The following is a 19,302-nucleotide window of genomic DNA, read 5'->3' on the forward strand; positions in this document are numbered from 1 at the left end:
TCAGCCGGCGTTGGCGTAGGAGTGCAGACCCTCGAAGAACAGGTTGACGCCGAAGAGGTTCATCAGCATGGTCGCGAAGCCCACGAGCGCGATCCAGGTCGCCGTCGTGCGCTTGACGCTCGGCGTCGCGCGGGCGTGCAGGTAGGCCGCGTAGACCACCCACGAGATGAACGCCCAGACCTCCTTGGGGTCCCAGCCCCAGTAGCGGCCCCAGGACGCCTCGGCCCACAGCGGGCCGGCGATCAGCGCGCCGAAGGTGAAGAGCGGGAACGCGAACGCGTGCAGGCGGAACGTCAGCCGCTCGAGCGCCGCCGCGGCCGGAACCTTGGCGCCCAGCGGGTACGGGAAGCGGCGCTTGCCCTGGTCGTGGCCCGTCTTGATGAGGAACATCGCCGCCGGAACCGCACCGATCAGGAAGATGCCCGAGGACAGGATGATCGTCGAGACGTGAACGATGTACCAGTACGAGTTCAGCGCCGGCACCAGCGGACCCACCGGCGTGTAGGCGATCAGCCCGGCCGCGCCGAGCAGCACCACCAGCGCGAGCGTCGCGAACAGGCCGAGGTGCCGGATCGCCGGCTTGCGGGTCAGCACGCCCAGCCAGACCGCGGAGCCGACGAGCGTCACCGCGAGGATGAACTCGTACATGTTGCCCCAGGGCATGCGGTCCGCCGCGAGGCCGCGGGTCACCGTGGTGCCCAGGTGCAGGGCGAACGCCAGCCAGTTGAGCCCGACGCCGATCAGGCCGAACAGGACGCCCCGGTCGCGCCTCGGCGCGGCCTCGGCCGCCGCGTCGTCCGCGGGCGGTTCGGCCGGCGCGCCGGCGCCGACCAGCTGCCGGGCCGGGCGCGCGGCGGCGCGGCCGATGTGGCTGCGGTCACCGAACGCGTACTCGGCCGCGTAACAGACCATCGCGGCCAGGTACGCCACCACGGTCAGCGCCATCAACTGGTTGGACCAATCCGCCATCACGGCGTCCTCTCATCCCGCACCGCGGCCACGACCTGCTCGAACTCCTCGGCGAAGCCCGGATAGTCGGTGCGTGGCAGGCCACCGGCCTCCATCAAACTACCGCCGCCGCCCGGCTCGGACGCCTCAGGGTGCGAGACCCGGAACCACACCCGGCGACGATGCCCGGCCAGCGACAGCATCAGCCCCAGCAGCCCGATGGCCGCGCCGCCGAGCACCAGCGGCTGAGTGGGGTCGTAGCGGACCGCGAGGGTGGCGAACTGGAGGGTGCCGAGGAACTCGAGCTTGCTGCCGTCGTCGAGCGTCCACGACTGACCGGCGGTCAACCGCTGCGGCCGCTCGCCGCTGACCTGCTTGAGCTGGCCGTTGGCGAGCTGCGCGCGGTCGAGCGCGTACACCGACCCGGGCAGCCCGGCGTCGACGCCCAGGTTGCCCCGGTACGCCGTCAGGAACAGCGCCGGCGAGCGCTCCGCCGGGAACACTGACGTCGGGCCGCCGCTCGGGTCGACCGTCGGCAGGTAGACACCCTCGAACGCGACCTGTAGGTCCTCGTCCCGCTTGTTCGTCTTCGGGTCGATGTTGACGTCCGGGAACTGGACGACACCCTCGCTGGTCAGCATCTGGTCGCGGGGCAGGAACGGCACGATCTTGGTCTGCTGCTCGCCGTAGCGGTCCGTGAAGCGCAGGATCGGCGCGTACCCGTGGCCCAGCAGATGCACGTTGGCCTGCGGCAGGCGCAGCGGGTGGTTGACCGTGAACTCCTCCGGCCGCCACGGTCCGTCCTGCTCGGTCTGCACGTCGACGTGCGCGCCGAACGACCGTGGCATGCCGCTGTCCTGGTAGCTCGCGTCGAACTCGTTCAGCCGCAGGCAGAAGTACGGCAGGTCCGACGCGTCGATGCGCGGGCCGAGCGAGGACTCGTCGTACTGCGTCACCGAGTTGCAGAAGCCCCGATCGGCGCCCTGCACCAGCAGGCGGTTGCCGTGCCAGCCGTACCAGTGGCCGAAGCCGACCCCGACCAGCACCGCGAGCAGCGCGAAGTGGAAGAGCAGGTTGCCGGTCTCCTTGAGGTGGCCCTTCTCGGCGGAGACCGTCCAGGTGCCGTCCGGCCGCTCGCGCACGACCGTGCGGAAGCGGCGACGGCGCAGGACCGCCGCCGCCGCGGCGGCAGCGGCGGCCGGGTCGTCCGGTCCCGCGAGCGGCGCCGCATGCTGCGGCAGCCGCTCCAGGCGGCGAGGAGCGTCCGGGGGTACGGTGCGCAGCGCGCGCAGGTGTTCGAGCAGGCGCGGCACCACGCAGCCCACGAGCGACGTGAAGAGCAGCAGGTAGATGGCCGCGAACCAGGGCGAGGCGTAGACGTCGAACCCGCCGAGCCGGTCCAGGAACGGCGCCAGGTCGGGGTGCTCGCGGAAGTAGCCGGCGACCTTCTCCGCGTTGACCGCGCGCTGCGGCAGCACCGAGCCCGGGATCGCCGCGACGGCCAGCAGGAAGAGCAGGACCAGCGCCGTACGCATGCTGGTGAGCTGCCGCCACGAGTTGCGCAGCAGGGCCCAGGCGCGGAAGGGCCGGCGCGGCGGCTCGGCGGCGGGCGCCGGGCGCTCCTCGACCACGGTCACAGCAGGGTCCCCGCGTCGAAGTTGAAGGTGGTCACCAGCCAGATCAGGAAGGTGTTCCAGCCGCCGGTGACCAGGGCGATCCCGACGGCGATGAGCAGCGCGCCGCCGATCCGGGTCACCCACCGGCTGTTGCGCCGGACGGCCTTGAAGACGCCGAGCAGCCGCCGGAAGAAGAGCCCGAACAGCACGAACGGGATGCCAAGGCCCAGGCTGTACGCCAGGGCGAGCACCACCGCGCGGTCGGTCTGCCCGCTGGTGGTCGCCAGGCCGAGGACCGCGCCCAGCGTCGGCCCGGTGCACGGCAGCCAGGAGAGCCCGAAGAGCGCGCCGAGCAGCGGCGCGCCGGCCAGGCCGGCGTTCGGCAGCCAGGTGATCCGGGCCTGCCCCTGCGTGCCGGGCACCACGCCGAGGAACATCAGGCCGAGCACGATGACAAGCACGCCCAGCACGATGTTCAGGGTGCGCTCGTGGGTCTTGAGCGCCAGGCCGATGTTCGCGACAAGCGTGGCGAGCAGCATGAAGACGACCGCGAAGCCGACCACGAACAGGGCGGTGCCGGCGAGCACCCGGCCGCGGCCGGCCCTGACCCGCGGCGGCCTGGTCGCCACCGCGACAGAACCGCCCGCGGGCTCTGGCTTCGGCGCGACGCCTAGCGCGGCGTCGAGGTCCGCCCCCGCCAGCCCGGTCACGTAGGACAGGTAGCCCGGCATCAGCGGGAGCACGCACGGCGACAGGAAGCTGACCAGCCCGGCGAGCGCGGCGGCGCCGATGGCCAGCAGCAGCGGCCCGTTGCTCGCCACGTCGGCGAAGGTGGCGCCCATCAGCCGTTCCGTTCGGCGGCGATCCGCTCGACCAGCGGCTGCAACTCGCCGACCGTCGTGGCCCGGCGCATGCCGGCCGCGATCCGGCCCTGCCGGTCCAGGATCAGCGTCGCCGGGGTGCCGACCTGGGTGACGTCGAACTTCAGCGCGACGCTGCCGTCGTCGTCGAAGATGCTCGGGTAGGTGACCCGGCCGCGCTCGAACGCCTTCGCCGAGTCCCGGTCGTCGCGCGAGTTGACCCCGATGAAGGTGACGTTCTTGGCCCTGGTCGCCTGGTACGTCTGCTCGAGGTCGTCCGCCTCGGCGCGGCACGGGTTGCACCACGATCCCCAGAAGTTGACGACGACGACCTTGCCCCGGTCCTGCGACACGTCGTACGTGCCGCCGGCGAGCAGCTCACCGGTGACCTCGCGGGCCTCCGGGCGCCGATCCGGCGTGCACTCGATCACACCCTCGGCGTTCGTGGTGCACTGCTTCTCCCAGCTCTCGCCGCCGCAGCCGGCCAGCACGCCGGCCGCGACGGCGAACAGTGCGCTCACCGCGGCGAGCCGGCGCGGCATCACGCCCCCTTGGCCGTGCGGGCGCCGGGCGACATCGCGATGAGGGCGGCGGCGGGCTCGGCGTACTCGATGCCGACGATCTTGGCGTCCTCGAAGACGAAGGAGGTCAGGCTGGCCAGGCCGCACTGGCGGCGGCGCGGATCGTGCCAGAGGCGCTTCTTCTCCACGTACCGGCGCAGGGTCCAGATCGGCAGCTGGTGCGAGACGCAGACGGCCTCGTGTCCCTCCGCGGCGACCCGGGCGGCCTGCACCGCCGCGAACATCCGCTGCGCGATGACCAGGTAGGCCTCGCCCCAGGACGGGGTGATCGGGTCCCGCAGCACCCACCAGTGACGCGGATTGGTGAACGCGCCGTCGCCGACGGACACCTTCTTGCCCTCGAAGTAGTTCGAGCTCTCGATGAGCCGGGTGTCCGTGGCCGTCTCCAGCCCGAACTGGGCCGCGAAGGGCTCGGCCGTCTCCTGCGCGCGCTCCAGCGGGCTCGCCACCACGTGGGTGATGTCGCGGTCGGCGAGCGCCTCGGTGGCCGCCTTCGCCATCTGCACGCCCAGCTCAGACAGGTGGAAGTCGGGCAACCGGCCGTACAGAATCTTGGCCGGGTTGTGGACCTCGCCGTGCCGCAGCACATGCACCGTCGTCCTGGTCGGCTTGCTCATGCTTTGTCTCCCCCCGCCGCCGCTGCCGCCCGCGCCGCCGCCGGCAGCGCCGCGCCGATCTGCTCCAACGCGGCGTCGTCCAACGCCGTCGACACGAACCACGACTCGAACGCGCTCGGCGGCAGGTAGACGCCGTGGGAGAGCATCGCGTGGAAGAACGCCTTGAACGCGGCCGTGTCCTGCGTCTTCGCCGAGTCGTAGTCCACCACGTCGACGTCCGCGAAGAAGATCGAGAACATGTTGCCGGCGAACGACAGCCGGTGCGGCACACCCGCGGTGTTCAGCGCGTCCGAGGTGAGGGCGCCGATGGTCGCCGAGAGCTCGTCCAGCCGCTTGTACACCGCGGCGTCGGCGAGCCGCAGGCTGGTCAGCCCCGCCGCGCAGGCAAGCGGGTTACCGGAGAGCGTGCCGGCCTGGTAGACCGGCCCGGCCGGCGCCAGCCGGGACATGATCTCGGTGCGGCCGCCGAAGGCCGCGGCGGGCAGACCACCACCCATGACCTTCCCGTACGTGAAAAGGTCCGCGTCGACGGGCTCAAGCCCGGCCCAGCCGCCGGCGGAGACCCGGAAACCGGTCATCACCTCGTCGACGATCAGCAGCGCACCATGCGCGTGGGCGATCTCGGCGATCCGCTGGTTGAAGCCGTCACGCGGCGCGATCACACCCATGTTGCCGGCCGCAGCCTCGGTGATGATCGCGGCGATGTCGTCGTTCTCGCGGAACGCGGCCTCGACGGCGGCGACGTCGTTGTAGGGCACCACGATGGTCTCGCTGGCCGCCGCGCCGGTCACCCCGGGCGAGTCCGGCAGCCCGAGGGTGGCGACGCCGGAACCGGCCGCGGCCAGCAGCGCGTCGACGTGCCCGTGGTAGCAGCCGGCGAACTTCACGATCTTGCTGCGCCCGGTGAAGCCCCGGGCCAGCCGGATCGCGGTCATCGTCGCCTCGGTGCCCGAGCTGACCAGGCGCACCTGCTCCACCGGCGTACGCCGGACGATCTCCTCGGCCAGCTCGACCTCACCCTCGGTCGGCGTGCCGAAGCTGGTCCCCCGCGCGGCCGCGGCCTGCACGGCGGCGACGATCTCGGGGTGCGCGTGCCCGTGGATCAGCGGCCCCCACGAGCAGACCAGGTCCACGTAGCGGCGCCCGTCGGCGTCGACCATCCACGGGCCCTCGCCGAGCGCCATGAACCGGGGCGTCCCGCCCACGGCCTGGAACGCACGCACGGGTGAATTGACCCCGCCCGGAACGATGGCCTTGGCGCGGTCGAACAATGCCTGGGAGACCGGGGCCTCGTCCGGGTAGGGACTGCCCGCGGTGCGGTATGAGGTGGTCACGGTGGATCCTATTCTGTCAGCGCCCTCCGGCGACCGCCTTAGCAGCCCCGGAGCCGGGTTGTACAGGTCACGATCGGGGGCCTGGCGCCCGCACCGGACCGTGTCCCACAAGCCGGATTTCTCCGCTCGCGATAGGCTCGCCCGGTGGAGCGACCGGAGCTGTCCATCGCGGTTCAGCGCGCCCCCGACGAGGTGGTCTTCCAACTCGCCGGGGAGATCGACGTGCTCACGGTGACCAATCTGACGGCCATGGTCAACGAAATCCTCCTCGAACCACCGGCCCGGATCACCCTGGACATGTCGGGCGTGACGTTCTGCGACTCACAGGGCCTCGGCACGCTGGTCGTGCTCAGCCGCAAGGCCCAGCATGCCCGCGCGGTCCTCGCCCTCGCCAACGTCGGCGACTTCCTACTCCGCGTCCTGGACATCACCGGCCTCCGCAGCGCCCTGATGATCTCCTCAGCCGGACCGGTCCGCAGCGACGCCGCGCCGTGATGAACCGCTGAGGGGTCGGCGGCGGAGACGCCGATACCCCGCCGAGCCTGTCGGCAGGGTATCGGACAGCATCGTTCGGTAAGCCCGGCGCCACCCACCGCAGGATCAGGCACGGAACGGCGGCCGCCGGGTACCCACCCGCGGCCGCCTTTTCGTACCCGTGACCTGACTACGTCACCCGTCGTAGCGCGAAGGCCGCCCGTGGGACGACGTCCCCGCCACGCGGCGGCGCCATGATGCGGGTATGGACTTTCGATTCGGTCTCGTCGCCGGCAATGCGCGGACCGGCACAGAGTGGGTCGCCACCGCGCGGCGGGCGGAGGAGCTCGGGTACGACACGCTGCTGGTGCCGGACACGTTGCACACGCTGTCGCCGTTCGCGGCGCTCGCCGCTGCTGCCGCCGGCACGACCACGCTGCGTCTCGGCACCTACGTGCTCAGCGCGCCCAACCGCTCGCCGGGCCTGGTCGCCTGGGAGACCCGGAGCCTGCAACTGCTCAGCGGCGGCCGCTTCGAGCTCGGGATCGGGGGCGGCCGACCGGGCGCCGAGCGGGACGCGGCGGCGCTGGGCGGGGACTTCGGGACGCCCGGCGAGCGGCTGCGGCGGGTGGCGGACACCATTCGCACGGTCCGGGAAGGCGCCGGCGCGCCGCCGATCCTGGTCGCGGCGAGCCGGCCTGGCATGCTCCGGCTCGCCGCCGATCAGGCCGACATCGTCGCGCTCGGGCTGCCCCCGCAGTCGTCCGAGGACGAGCTGGCCGCGATGGTCGCGACGCTCGGCGACCGCGCCGGCGCCGTCGAGCTCCACGTCAATGTCGCGGCCGTGGCCGAGACGGCCGACGACGTCCCGGAGTGGCTGTCGCGCATGGTCGGTGGCGACCCGCGCGAGATGGCCCGGGCCGGCGGCATCGCGTTCCTGCTGGGCGGGCCCGGCGAGATCGCCGAGACGCTGCTGCGCCGCAGGGCTGAGCTGGGCATCTCCTACATCGGAGTCAGCGGCCTGTTCATGGAGCAGTTCGCCCCGGTCATCGATCTGCTGCGCGAGGCGGGCTAGTTGCCCCAGCGGGCCTTCTCGAGCAGTTCGAGCGCCTCGGCCGCGGCGTCGTCGCCGCCGACGCGGAGGGTGCGGGCCGCCTCGTCCACCAACTCGGTCAGGCGCTGCCACTGGGCGTCGCGCTCGCGGCTCGCCTCGGCCTGGGCCTTGAGCTGCTGGGTCTTGGTCCACAGCTCGACGAAGACGGACACCTTCGCGCGCAGGACCCACGGGTCGAACGGCTTGGTCAGGTAGTCCACCGCGCCGACCGCATATCCACGCAGCGCCAACTGGGCGTCACGATCCGCAGCCGTCAGGAACAGTATCGGCACGTGCCGGGTGCGTTCGCGGCGCTTGATGTGGCCGGCCGTCTCGAAACCGTCCATATTGGGCATCTGCGCGTCCAGCAGGATCACCGCGAAGTCGTCGACCAGCAGCTGCTTCAGGGCCGCCTCGCCGCTCTCCACCGCGACCGCCTGCACCGGAAGGCCCTGGAGGATCGCCTCCAGCGCCAGCAGGTTGTCGCGGCGGTCGTCGACAAGTAGAGCCTTGGCTCGCTCAGCCACCCCGTCCAACCTTCCCGCCGCCGCCGTTGACTCGGCTAGAGGCCATGTTCGCTCTCCGTCCCGGAGGTATCGGACGCGTTCACCCATCGGGCCATCAGCTCGATCAGCTCGTCGAGGTCGACGGGCTTGGTGATGTAGTCGCTCGCGCCCGCGGCGAGCGCCGACTCACGGTCGCCGGGCATCGCCTTCGCCGTCAGGAACACTACCGGCAAGTCCGCAAAGCGCTGGTTGCGGCGGATTCCCCGGGTCGTCTCGTAGCCGTCCTGTTCCGGCATCATCGCGTCCATCAGCACGATGTCGACCTCGGGGTGCTCGGCCAGCAGCCGGACACCGTCGACGCCGTTGTCGGAGTAGAGCACGTTCAGGCCGTGCATCTCGAGGGCGCTGGTCAGCGCGAACACGTTGCGGACGTCGTCGTCGACGATCAGCACCGTTGCGCCGTCGAGCTGGCGGCTCGCCGGGCTGACCTGGTGGCTCTCCCCCTCCGGGTGTGAGGTGATCAGCGGCATGTCCAGGGAGGTCATCGTCGCGCGGCGCGGCGGCGTTGCCGGGGCCGGGGACAGGTGCGGCAGAGTCGGTGCCGGGATCACGTCGGCGACCAGCGCGTCCGGCATGTAGAGCGTGAAGGTGGAGCCCTCGCCGGGTGCCGAGGAGACCACGATCGTGCCGCCGAGCAGCGCCGCGAACTCGCGGCTGATCGACAGGCCCAGGCCGGTGCCGCCGTACTTGCGGCTGGTCGTGCCGTCGGCCTGCTGGAATGCCTCGAAGATCAGGCTGAGCTTCTCGTCCGAGATGCCGATGCCGGTGTCGGTCACCGCGAACGCCACCACCTGCCCGGCCGCGGCCAGGCCCGGGATGTCGAAGTCCAGGTGCTCCGGCGCGGGGTAGATGCTCAGCGTCACCGAGCCCTGGTCGGTGAACTTCACCGCGTTGGAGAGCATGTTGCGCAGGATCTGCTGGAGTCGCTGCGCGTCCGTGACGATCGAGTCCGGCAGGTCGGCCGAGACCTCGACCCGGAACTCGAGGCCCTTCTCCTCGGCCTGCGGGGTGAAGGCCTGCTCGACATAGCTGCGTACGCCGTCGAAGTCGACCTGGTCGGGCTCGACGTCCATCCGGCCCGCCTCGATCTTGCTGAGGTCCAGGATGTCGTCGATCAGCGACAGCAGGTCCGAGCCGGCACTGTGGATCGTCCGGGCGAACTCGATCTGCTTCTCGGTCAGGTTGTGGTCGGAGTTGTCGGCCAGCAGCCGGGCCAGCAGCAGCAGCGAGTTGAGCGGCGTGCGCAGCTCGTGGCTCATGTTCGCCAGGAACTCGGTCTTGTAGGCCGACGCCCGGGACAGCTGCTGCGCCTTCTCCTCCAGGCCGAGCCGGGCCAGCTCGATCTCGCGGTTCTTCGTCTCGATGTTCGCCTTCTGCTCGCTGAGCAGCTGCGCCTTGTCCTCCAGCTCGGCGTTGGTGCGCTGCAACTCCGCCGACTGGTCCTGCATCTCGCGGGCCAGGCGCTGCGACTGCGACAGCAGCTCCTCGGTGCGCCGGTTGGCCTGGATGGTGTTGAGCACGACGCCGATGGTCGCGACCAGCCGCTCGAGGAACGTCAGGTGCAGGCCCGAGAACGCCGCGACCGACGCGAACTCGATCACGCCGAGCATCTCGCCCTCGAAGAGCACCGGCAGGACCACCAGGTCGTTCGGCGGCATCGACATGAGACCCGAGCGCATCGTCAGGATGCCGTCGTGTGTCGCCCGGACCCGGATGGTGCGGCGGGAGACGGCGGCCTGGCCGACGAGCCCCTCGCCGGGCCCGAACGTCACCTCGTGGTTGCGGGCGACGTAGCCGTACGAGGCGGTGAGGCGCAGCCGCATCACGGCCTCCTCGTGGTCCACCATGAAGAACGCGCCGAGCTGCGCGTCCACCAGCGGCGTCACCTCAGTCATGATCATTCGGCAGACCTCGCCGAGGTCACGCTGGCCCTGTAGCAGGCCGCCGATGCGGGCCAGGTTGGAGTCCAGCCAGCCCTGCTCGGCGTTCGTCTTGGTGGTCTCCCGCAGCGTCACGATCATCTGGTTGATGTTGTCCTTGAGCTCCGCCACCTCGCCCTGCGCCTCGACGGCCATGCTCTGGGTCAGGTCGCCGCGGGTCACGGACGTGGACACCTGCGCGATGGCGCGCAGCTGGATGGTGAGCGTCGAGGCGAGCTGGTTGACGTTGTCGGTGAGGTCGCGCCACGTACCGGAGACGCCCTTGACCTCGGCCTGGCCGCCGAGCTTGCCCTCGATGCCGACCTCCCGGCCGACCCGGGTGACCTCGTTGGCGAACGAGGAGAGCTGGTCGACCATCGTGTTGACGGTGTCCTTGAGCTCGAGGATCTCGCCGCGGGCGTCGACGGTGATCTTCTGCGACATGTCGCCCTTCGCGACGGCCGTGGTGACCGAGGCGATGTTGCGGACCTGGGCCGTCAGGTTCGAGGCCATGTAGTTGACGTTGTCGGTGAGGTCGCGCCAGGTGCCGGCCACGCCGCGCACCTGCGCCTGGCCGCCGAGCTTGCCCTCGGAGCCGACCTCGCGGGCCACCCGGGTCACCTCGTCGGCGAACGACGACAGCTGGTCCACCATCGTGTTGACCGTCGACTTCAGCTCCAGGATCTCGCCCTGCGCGTCGACCGTGATCTTCTGCGAGAGGTCGCCGCGGGCGACGGCGGTGGAGACCTGCGCGATGTTGCGGACCTGGGCGGTCAGGTTGGACGCCATCGAGTTGACGTTGTCGGTGAGGTCGCGCCAGGTGCCGGCCACGCCGCGCACCTGCGCCTGGCCGCCGAGCTTGCCCTCGGTGCCCACCTCGCGGGCCACCCGGGTCACCTCGTCGGCGAACGACGACAGCTGATCCACCATCGTGTTGACGGTCGACTTCAGCTCCAGGATCTCGCCGCGGGCGTCGACCGTGATCTTCTGGCCCAGGTCGCCCTTCGCCACCGCGGTGGTGACCGAGGCGATGTTGCGGACCTGGCTGGTCAGGTTGGAGGCCATGTAGTTGACGTTGTCGGTGAGGTCGCGCCACGTACCGGAGACGCCCTTGACCTCGGCCTGGCCGCCGAGCTTGCCCTCCGAGCCCACCTCGCGGGCCACCCGGGTCACCTCGTCGGCGAACGACGACAGCTGATCCACCATCGTGTTCATGGTGTTCTTCAGCTCGGCGATCTCGCCGCGGGCGTCGACCGTGATCTTCTGCGACAGGTCGCCCTTCGCCACCGCGGTGGACACCTGGGAGATGTTGCGGACCTGGTCGGTCAGGTTGGCGGCGAGCTGGTTGACGTTCTCGGTGAGGTCGCGCCATGTGCCGGAGACGCCGCGGACCTGCGCCTGACCGCCCAGCCGGCCCTCGGTGCCCACCTCGCGGGCCACCCGGGTCACCTCGTCGGCAAACGACGACAGCTGATCCACCATCGTGTTGACGGTGTCCTTCAGCTCGAGTATCTCGCCCTGGGCGGCCACGGTGATCTTCTGCGACAGGTCGCCCTTCGCCACCGCGGTCGAGACCTGTGCGATGTTGCGGACCTGACTGGTCAGGTTGGACGCCATCGAGTTCACCGAGTCGGTGAGGTCCTTCCAGGTGCCGGCCACGTTGGGCACGTCGGCCTGGCCGCCGAGCTTGCCCTCGGTGCCGACCTCGCGGGCCACCCGGGTCACCTGCTCGGCGAAGAGCCTCAGGGTGTCGGTCACGCCGTTCATCGTGTCGGCCAGCTCGGCCACCTCGCCGCGCGCGGAGACCGTGATCTTCTGCGACAGGTCGCCGCGGGCCATCGCGGTCGCGACCTGCGAGATCGACCGGACCTGGTGGGTCAGGTTGGACGCCATCGTGTTGACGGAGTCGGTGAGGTCCTTCCAGGTGCCGGCGACGCCGCGGACGTCGGCCTGGCCGCCCAGCTCGCCCTGCGTGCCCACCTCGCGGGCCACCCGGGTCACCTCGTCGGCGAACGACGACAGCTGGTCCACCATCGTGTTGACGACGCGCCCGATCCGGAGGAATTCACCCCTGAGGGGTCGCCCGTCCATCTCCAGCGCCATGTGCTGCGACAGGTCGCCGTCCGCGACGGCGACGATGACCCGGGAAATCTCGGTCGTCGGCCGGCCCAGGTCGTCGATCAGCGAGTTGACCGACCGTGCGCTGTCCGCCCAGGCGCCGTCGAGGCCCTCCTCGTCCAGGCGCTCGGTCAGCCGGCCGTCGCGTCCCACGATGCGACTGATCCGCCGCACCTCCAGGTTCTGCCGCTCCTGGAGCGACACGACCTCGTTGAACGCGTCCGCGACCTCCCCGGCGATTCCGCCGCGCCGGGGCAGGCGCACCTTGAGATCGCCGCGTCGGACACGGCCCAGAGCCTCGGCCAGTTCGCCCAGTACGGCGGTCTCGTCGGGCGCGCCGACATTGACCGGTTTGGTCGCAGTCATGCTGTCCTCACTCGCTGTCCAACGGTTGGGGCGCTCCATCATCCCTCGTACCGGTAGGTCAACGCGAGGTGCGGCTTTGTGCATCCACCCGCGGCGGGGGAGGATGCAGGCGTGTCGGTGGAGGCGGGCCATGCTTCGAGCGCCCTCGTGCGCCGCGTCCGCCTGCCCAACGACCGGCGTACGCCCGCGGCGGCGCGCGCCCTTGTCCGCACGGTGCTCGAGGAGGCCGGGCTGGACGCCCTGGTCAACGAGGCGCTGCTGCTGACGACCGAGCTCTCCACGAACGCGGTCGTGCACGCCGGAACCGAGCTGGACATCGAGGTGGAGGCCGACACCGGTGGGCTCACCGTCACGGTCACCGACTTCGCGCCGGGCCCGGTCGAGCAGCTGGCGGTCGGCCCGCGCAACGACAAGACGGAGATCGGCGAGGTAGCGGAGCGTGGTCGCGGCCTCCTGCTGGTCGACCACTTCGCGAGCCGCTGGGGCACCGTGCACGAGGGCAGCGGCAAGGGCGTCTGGTTCCGGTTGGTGCGTAAAGGCCCACCCGGCACCGAGCTCGCCACCGACGGCGGCGAGGTCACCCCGACCGTCGGCGAGCTGACCACGCTGCTGCAGATCGGACCCGAACGGCAGACCGAGGAGGGCCTCGCCGAGTTCGCCGCCGAGCTGCTGGCCCGGCTGGCCAGGCTCACCGGTGCGACCGGCGGCGTCGTCAGGCTGGACCACGGCGACGGCGGCGGCCGGCAGCTGCTGGCCCGGCACGGCCGCGCACCCCGCGACGACGCCGAGACGATCCGGGTGCCGCTGACCGTCCAGCGGCCGTACTCGGGCGAGCTCGAGCTGGACGCCTCCCCCGCCGGCTACGCACAGCCGCTGGCGATCATCGTCGCCGAGCGCCTCTCGCTGCACCTGGAGAACGACCGGCTGCGCCGCGCCGACCTGCGCCGGCAGACCTGGCTGACGTTCCTGGCCGAGGCCAGCGAGCTGCTCGCACAGTCTCTCGACGTGAACCTGACGATGGCGCTGATCCCGCGGCTGGTGGTGCCGCGACTCGGCCAGTGGTGCGCGGTGCACACCACGGACGCCTGGGGCCGGCTCCAGCTCGCCGCCGCCACCCACGCCGACGAGGAGGCGGTGCCGCAGCTGCACGCCGCGCTCGCCGAGACCGGGCCGGACTCGATCCTGGCCCGGCTCGAGGAGGCGTCCCGGCTCGGCCAGCAGGCCATGTTCGGCACGCCGTCCGAGGGGTTCGCGGTGCCGCTGGTCGCGCGTGGGCAGCCGCTCGGCACGCTCGCGGTCGGCCGGCACCTGCGGCACCGGCAGGACGGGGACGAGGTCGCCGTCCTGGAGGACGTCGCCCGGCGCGCGGCGCTGGCCATCGACAACGCCCGGATCCACGACGAGCGGCGCAAGGTCGCCCGCACGCTGCAAGCCTCGCTGCTGCCGCCGGCACTTCCGCACGTGCCCGGCATCGGCTTCGCCGCCGAGTACGTCCCGACGGGCGCCGAGGTCGGCGGCGACTTCTACGACGTCGTCAGCGCCGGGGACGACAGCTGGATCGTGGTCGTCGGCGACGTTTCCGGCAAGGGCGTGCAGGCCGCGACGGTGACCGGCCTGGTCCGTGACGTGATCCGGATCCTGGTCGACGACGGCAAGCCGATGACGGAGATCCTCTGCCGGGTCAACCGCACGCTGGTGCAGCGCGGCGGCGGCCGCTACTGCACGCTGGCCATGGCGTCGGTCGTCCAGGCCGGCCAGAACCTCGAGGTCTGCCTGCACCTGGCCGGCCACGACCGGGCCGTCCTGGTACGCGCGGACGGCAAGACGTCCTTCGTCGGCGAGGGCGGGACGGCGCTCGGCCTGCTCGAGACGATCACCTCACCGGACGCGCCGGTAACGCTGTTCCCGGGCGACTCGCTGATCTTCTACACCGACGGCGTCACCGAGCGACGCCGCGGCCGCGAGCTGTTCGGCACCGGCCGCCTGCGCGACGCGGCGAAGCCGCTCGCGGGCTATCCGGCGGACGTGATGGCGGCCCGGCTGCGCTCGACCACGATCAACTTCTCGGTCGAGGAGCCCCGCGACGACATCGCCATCCTGGTGCTCCGCAACGACGCCTGATTCTGTCGTACCGCAGTGGCAAGGTGGTCTCCGTGGCAAAGACCCAGTTCTACACCGCTACCACGATCGACGGATTCATCGCCGACGAGAACAACTCGCTGGACTGGCTCTTCGAGGCCGACAGCGACCCCGGCAGCAACCCGTTCACCGCCTTCTTCGCCGAGGTGGGCGCGTTCGCGATGGGCGCGACCACCTACGAGTGGGTGATGGAGCACGACCGGCTCGATCAGGAGCCGATCAAGTGGAGCGACTACTACGGCGACGTGCCGGCCTGGGTCTTCACCCACCGCACGCTGCCGCCGGTTCCGGGCGCCGACCTGACCTTCGTGCAGGGCGACGTCCGCCCGGTGCACGAGGCGATGGTCTCGGCGGCCGGCGACAAGAACATCTGGCTGGTCGGCGGGGGCGAGCTAGCGGGAGCGTTCGCGGACGCGGGCCTGCTCGACGAGATCATCCTCGGGGTGGCGCCGGTGGCGCTGGGCGCGGGCGCGCCGCTGCTGCCGCGGCGGATCGAGTCGTCGCGGCTGACGCTTACCGGGGTCGAGCAGCGCGGCCAGTTCGCCTACCTGACCTACGCGGTGGGCGCACCCGCCTAGCAGCCCACCTCGGCGATACGCCCCTTTTTGCCGGCTGAGCCGTGGCAACCTGATGGTCGTGGCAAAGACGCAGTACTACACGGCGACCAGCGTCGACGGCTTCACCGCGGATGTGGACGACTCGCTCGGCTGGCTGTTCGAGGTCGACGAGGGCACGGACAATCCGTTCGGCGCCTTCTTCTCCGGCGTCGGCGCGTTCGCGATGGGCGCGGCCACCTATGAATGGGTGCTCAAGAACGACAACGTCCTGGCGGAGCCGGCGAACTGGCACGAGATGTACGGCGACGTTCCGTGCTGGGTCTTCACCCACCGCGAGCTGCCGCTGGTCCCGGACGCCAACATCTTCATGGTCAGCGGCGACGTGCGGCCCGTGCACGAGGCGATGCTCGTCGCCGCGCAGGGCCGCAACGTCTGGCTGGCCGGCGGCGGCGAGCTGGTGGCCGAGTTCTCCGACGCCGGACTGCTCGACGAGATCATCCTGGCCGTCGCTCCGGTCCTGCTGGGCGATGGCACTCCCCTGCTGCCGCGGCGCCTGACCTCGCGGCAGATGGCGCTGACCCACGTCGCGCAGCTGGGTTCGTTCGCATACCTCACCTACGCGGTGGGCTCGCTGGTGACGCTGGGCCGGCACATGGCAGCGGACGCGCTGGCCCGCAGCCGGGTCGCTGCCACGGGCTGAGCGCTAGAACAGATCCCGGCGGCCGGCCATGTCGATGTTCGTGCTGATCGGCGAGGGCGCCGCGATCACCACGCACCGGCCGCCCCGGGCCAGCAGCACGCCGCGGACCGCGTCCAGTATCCCCTCGACCCGCTCGGCCGTCAGGGTTCCCGGCAGCACCGCGTGCACGGTGCCCCGGCCCGCGGAACCCCGCACCGGCACCGACGCGCCGGTCGCGTCGCGCAGCGCGTAGACCGCCGCGTGCAGGTCCGCGATCGCGACCGTGATCCGCAGCGCCACGTCCTCGCGCCCGAACGGGTAGCGGCCCCACCACCGCGGCGCCGTCGGGGTGACCGTCGCCGTGTCGCCCAGCGCCTTCGCCACCTGTTCCGCCCGGCCGGCCACGTCGACCGCGCCGCCCTCCAGCAGCACGGCCACCGAGCCCGGCGGCTGTGCGCCCGGACGACCGGCGCCGGCCGGCGTCGGCAGGTCGACCTCTATCGCGCTCGGCTCGGCCCGCTGCGACAGGGCCTCCTCGACCAGGTGGTGCACCTGTAGCGGCGTCGAGACCGGCACCAGCACCCAGCGGCGGGCCGCCGGCAGGGGCCGCAGCCGCACCCGCGCCGACAGGATCACGCCGTCCACCTCGGCGATGCCCGGCCTGCCGTCCTCGCCGTCGGACTCGCCGGCCACGCCCTCGCGGTCGACGTAGGTGATCCTCTCGACCTGCGCCGCCGGCGTCCCGAAGCGGTGGCGCAGCGGGCCCGACTCGTTGACCGCGAGCATGCCGCCGATCGTCGCGCCCTCCGACGGCGGGTCCACTGCCAGCCGCTGGCCGCGCAGGGCCAGCGCCGCCTGCACCGCCCGGACCGGAGTGCCCGATCCGATCTCCGCCGTCGGGCCGTCGGGGTGGTGGTCCCAGATGCCGTCCAGCCGCCCGGTGTCCAGCACCATGTCGATGCCGCGCGGCGGCGCGCCCCAGTCGAGTTTGGATCCGGAGCCGCGCGGGACGACGGCGAGACCGCGCTCCGCGGCCAGGCGCAGCGTGTCGATCGCCGCGTGCGTCGTGGCCGGCGCCGCGACGAAGCTGGCCAGATGACCGGCGACCATGTCGGCGGCGCCCGCCTCCCGGGCGAAGTCCGGACCGCAGATGTCGATCAGCGCGCGGAGCAGGGGCTCCCGGCCGGGCAGAGCAGTCACCATCAGCTACCCCTCACCTGGTTACACCCCTGAAGATCGTCCACTCTGGCATATCGTACACATGTTCGAATAGCCTGGGGAGAGGCGCATGTCCGGGCGGTGATCAGTGACCTCCCGGTAACGTGGTTCAGCGTGACCACCGACATGCCCACGACCCCGCCCGCGGTCCGTCAGGTGCCCTCCGAGCGCACCTTCCACGGCGACGCCGTCACCGACGAATTCGCCTGGCTCGCCAAGAAGGACGACCCGGAGACGATCGCGTACCTGGAGGCCGAGAACGCCTGGACCGAGGCGGCGACCGTACACCTGGCCAGCCTGCGTTCCACAGTCTTCGAGGAGATCAAGGGCCGCACCCAGGAGACGGATCTGTCGGTGCCGAGCCGCAAGGGCGGCTACTGGTACTACACCCGCACGGTCGAGGGCAAGCAGTACGGCATCCAATGCCGCGTCGCGGTGGCACCCGGCGACGTCGACCCGCCCGCCACCGGCGACGGCGCGCCGCTGCCCGGCGAGGAGGTGCTGCTCGACGGCAACGAACTCGCCGAGGGCAAGGAGTTCTTCGCGCTCGGCACGTTCGACGTGTCGCCGGGCGGTGGCCGCCTGGCGTACTCGGTGGACTTCGACGGCGACGAGCGGTTCACGCTGAGGTTCAAGGATCTGCGCACCGGCGAGGTGCTCGCCGACGAGGTGCCGGACACGTTCTACGGCAGCGCCTGGTCGGCGGACGGCTCGACGCTCTTCTACACCACGGTCGACGACGCCTGGCGCCCCAGCAAGGTCTGGCGGCACACGATCGGCCGGCCCGCCGCGGACGACGTCGTGGTCTACGAGGAGCAGGACGAGCGTTTCTGGGTCGGCGTCGAGCTGAGTCGCAGCGAGAAGTTCCTCATCATCGACTCGAACAGCAAGGTCACCAGCGAGGTCCGGGTCATCGACGCCGGGGCGCCGACGGCCGAGCCGGCGCTGATCCGCGAGCGGGTGCAGGGCGTCGAGTACTCGATCGAGCACCACGGGCACCGCTTCCTCATCCTGCACAACGAGAACGCCGAGGACTTCGCCGTCGCGTGCACGTCGGTGGACAATCCCGGCGACTGGGTGGAGCTGATCCCGCACCAGCAGGGCACCCGGCTCGAGTCGGTCGACGCGTTCCTGCGGCACATCGTCATCTCGCAGCGCCGCGACGGGCTCACCGGCCTGCGGGTGATGGCCGACGGCAGCACCGACAGCTACGACATGGAGTTCCCGGAGCCGATCTACAGCGTCAGCCTCGCCGGAAACCCGGAGTACGACACGAACATCGTGCGGATCAGCTACACCTCGATGATCACGCCGGACTCGGTCTACGACGTAAACCTGATCACCCGGGCGATGGTGCTGCGCAAGCAGAAGCCGGTGCTCGGCGAGTTCGACCCGGGCAACTACGAGCAGTTCCGCGAGTGGGCGACCGCGGCCGACGGCACCCGGGTGCCGATCTCGGTCGTCGCGCGCAAGGGCACGCCGCGCAACGGCACCGCGCCGCTGCTGCTGTACGGCTACGGCTCGTACGAGATCAGCATGGACCCGTACTTCTCCATCGCCCGCCTCTCGCTGCTGGATCGCGGCGTCGTCTACGCCATCGCGCACATTCGCGGCGGCGGCGAGATGGGCCGGCGCTGGTACGAAGAGGGCAAGATGCTCACCAAGAAGAACACGTTCACCGACTTCGTCGCCGCGGCGCATGCGCTGGTGGCGGCGGCGTGGACGGCGCCGGACCGGCTGGTAGCCCGCGGCGGCTCGGCCGGCGGTCTGCTCATGGGCGCGGTCGCGAACCTGGCGCCGGAGGCCTTCGCGGGCATCGTCGCGCAGGTGCCGTTCGTCGACCCGCTGACGTCCATTCTGGACCCGTCGCTGCCGCTGACGGTCACGGAGTGGGAGGAGTGGGGCAACCCGCTCGAGAATGCCGACGTGTACGCGTACATGAAGTCGTACAGCCCGTACGAGAACATCGCGAAGCTGAAGTATCCCGCGATCCTCGCCGTGAGCGGCCTGAACGACACCCGCGTGCTCTACCACGAGCCGGCCAAGTGGATCGCGCGGCTGCGCTCGGTGGCGCCCGACGGCTCGTACCTGCTCAAGACCGAGATGGGCGCCGGACACGGCGGCCCGAGCGGCCGCTACGACGCCTGGAAAGAGGAGGCGTTCGTGATCGCCTGGATCCTCGACCGGGTCGGCCTGGCCTGAGGCGCCGTGGCCCGG

The 19,302-nt window shown here is 71.2% G+C and carries 15 protein-coding genes; 6 read left to right on the forward strand and 9 right to left on the reverse strand.

The window, feature by feature from the left end:
- From ccsB to hemL, 6 genes are read right to left on the reverse strand one after another with little or no spacing between them, the layout of a single operon-like run.
- Entirely contained in the window at positions 1-969 is a 969-nt protein-coding gene (ccsB, locus tag BJ971_RS37905; protein ID WP_184998102.1) for a c-type cytochrome biogenesis protein CcsB, read from the reverse strand.
- Complete coding sequence (resB, locus tag BJ971_RS37910) at positions 969-2,585, reverse strand: cytochrome c biogenesis protein ResB (RefSeq protein WP_184998103.1); 1,617 nt, start codon at positions 2,583-2,585, stop codon at positions 969-971. Before resB ends, ccsB begins: the two co-directional genes overlap by 1 nt.
- Positions 2,582-3,406 carry a cytochrome c biogenesis CcdA family protein gene (locus tag BJ971_RS37915; RefSeq protein WP_184998104.1) on the reverse strand — a complete coding sequence of 275 codons (825 nt, stop codon included), beginning with the start codon at positions 3,404-3,406 and terminating at the stop codon, positions 2,582-2,584. Before BJ971_RS37915 ends, resB begins: the two co-directional genes overlap by 4 nt.
- Complete coding sequence (locus tag BJ971_RS37920; protein WP_184998105.1) at positions 3,406-3,966, reverse strand: TlpA family protein disulfide reductase; 561 nt, start codon at positions 3,964-3,966, stop codon at positions 3,406-3,408. Before BJ971_RS37920 ends, BJ971_RS37915 begins: the two co-directional genes overlap by 1 nt.
- On the reverse strand, positions 3,966-4,622 hold the full coding sequence (locus BJ971_RS37925) for a histidine phosphatase family protein (protein WP_184998106.1): 657 nt from the start codon (positions 4,620-4,622) through the stop codon (positions 3,966-3,968). The genes BJ971_RS37920 and BJ971_RS37925 overlap by 1 nt, the downstream gene beginning before the upstream one ends.
- Positions 4,619-5,956, reverse strand: a complete 1,338-nt coding sequence (gene hemL, locus BJ971_RS37930; RefSeq protein WP_184998107.1) for a glutamate-1-semialdehyde 2,1-aminomutase — start codon at positions 5,954-5,956, stop codon at positions 4,619-4,621. Before hemL ends, BJ971_RS37925 begins: the two co-directional genes overlap by 4 nt.
- Positions 5,957-6,100: 144 nt before the next feature.
- Between hemL and BJ971_RS37935 the strand changes: the two genes are divergently transcribed.
- Positions 6,101-6,451, forward strand: coding sequence for an STAS domain-containing protein (locus tag BJ971_RS37935; RefSeq protein ID WP_184998108.1), 351 nt, complete (start codon positions 6,101-6,103; stop codon positions 6,449-6,451).
- Positions 6,452-6,695: 244 nt separating this feature from the next.
- Positions 6,696-7,505, forward strand: coding sequence for an LLM class flavin-dependent oxidoreductase (locus tag BJ971_RS37940; RefSeq protein WP_184998109.1), 810 nt, complete (start codon positions 6,696-6,698; stop codon positions 7,503-7,505).
- Here the strand turns inward: BJ971_RS37940 and BJ971_RS37945 are convergent.
- Both BJ971_RS37945 and BJ971_RS37950 read right to left on the reverse strand, forming a co-directional pair.
- Positions 7,502-8,050: a response regulator gene (locus BJ971_RS37945; RefSeq protein ID WP_184998110.1), complete on the reverse strand. Its 549-nt coding sequence runs from the start codon at positions 8,048-8,050 to the stop codon at positions 7,502-7,504. The genes BJ971_RS37940 and BJ971_RS37945 overlap by 4 nt on opposite strands.
- Before the next feature lie 35 nt (positions 8,051-8,085).
- A complete protein-coding gene (locus BJ971_RS37950; RefSeq protein WP_184998111.1) occupies positions 8,086-12,492 on the reverse strand; it encodes a HAMP domain-containing protein in 4,407 nt (1,468 codons plus the stop codon).
- Positions 12,493-12,603: 111 nt separating this feature from the next.
- Between BJ971_RS37950 and BJ971_RS37955 the strand changes: the two genes are divergently transcribed.
- Genes BJ971_RS37955 through BJ971_RS37965 form a run of 3 tightly spaced genes read left to right on the forward strand, consistent with a single transcriptional unit; the run spans position 12,604 to position 15,888 of the window.
- Complete coding sequence (locus BJ971_RS37955; RefSeq protein ID WP_184998112.1) at positions 12,604-14,613, forward strand: SpoIIE family protein phosphatase; 2,010 nt, start codon at positions 12,604-12,606, stop codon at positions 14,611-14,613.
- Positions 14,614-14,645: 32 nt separating this feature from the next.
- Positions 14,646-15,209 carry a dihydrofolate reductase family protein gene (locus BJ971_RS37960; RefSeq protein ID WP_184998113.1) on the forward strand — a complete coding sequence of 188 codons (564 nt, stop codon included), beginning with the start codon at positions 14,646-14,648 and terminating at the stop codon, positions 15,207-15,209.
- Between the two features lie 52 nt (positions 15,210-15,261).
- The gene (locus BJ971_RS37965; protein ID WP_184998114.1) at positions 15,262-15,888 is read left to right on the forward strand and encodes a dihydrofolate reductase family protein; all 627 of its coding nucleotides are present in this window, start codon (positions 15,262-15,264) and stop codon (positions 15,886-15,888) included.
- Positions 15,889-15,891: 3 nt separating this feature from the next.
- On the opposite strand, the gene BJ971_RS37970 is transcribed toward BJ971_RS37965, so the two are convergent.
- On the reverse strand, positions 15,892-17,070 hold the full coding sequence (locus BJ971_RS37970) for an FAD-binding oxidoreductase (RefSeq protein WP_184998115.1): 1,179 nt from the start codon (positions 17,068-17,070) through the stop codon (positions 15,892-15,894).
- 141 nt (positions 17,071-17,211) lie between these two features.
- Here BJ971_RS37970 and BJ971_RS37975 point away from each other — a divergent pair, with 141 nt between their 5' ends.
- Complete coding sequence (locus BJ971_RS37975; protein WP_221479957.1) at positions 17,212-19,287, forward strand: S9 family peptidase; 2,076 nt, start codon at positions 17,212-17,214, stop codon at positions 19,285-19,287.
- Positions 19,288-19,302 lie beyond the last annotated feature (15 nt).

Source organism: Amorphoplanes digitatis (assembly GCF_014205335.1).
Lineage (GTDB): Bacteria > Actinomycetota > Actinomycetes > Mycobacteriales > Micromonosporaceae > Actinoplanes > Actinoplanes digitatus.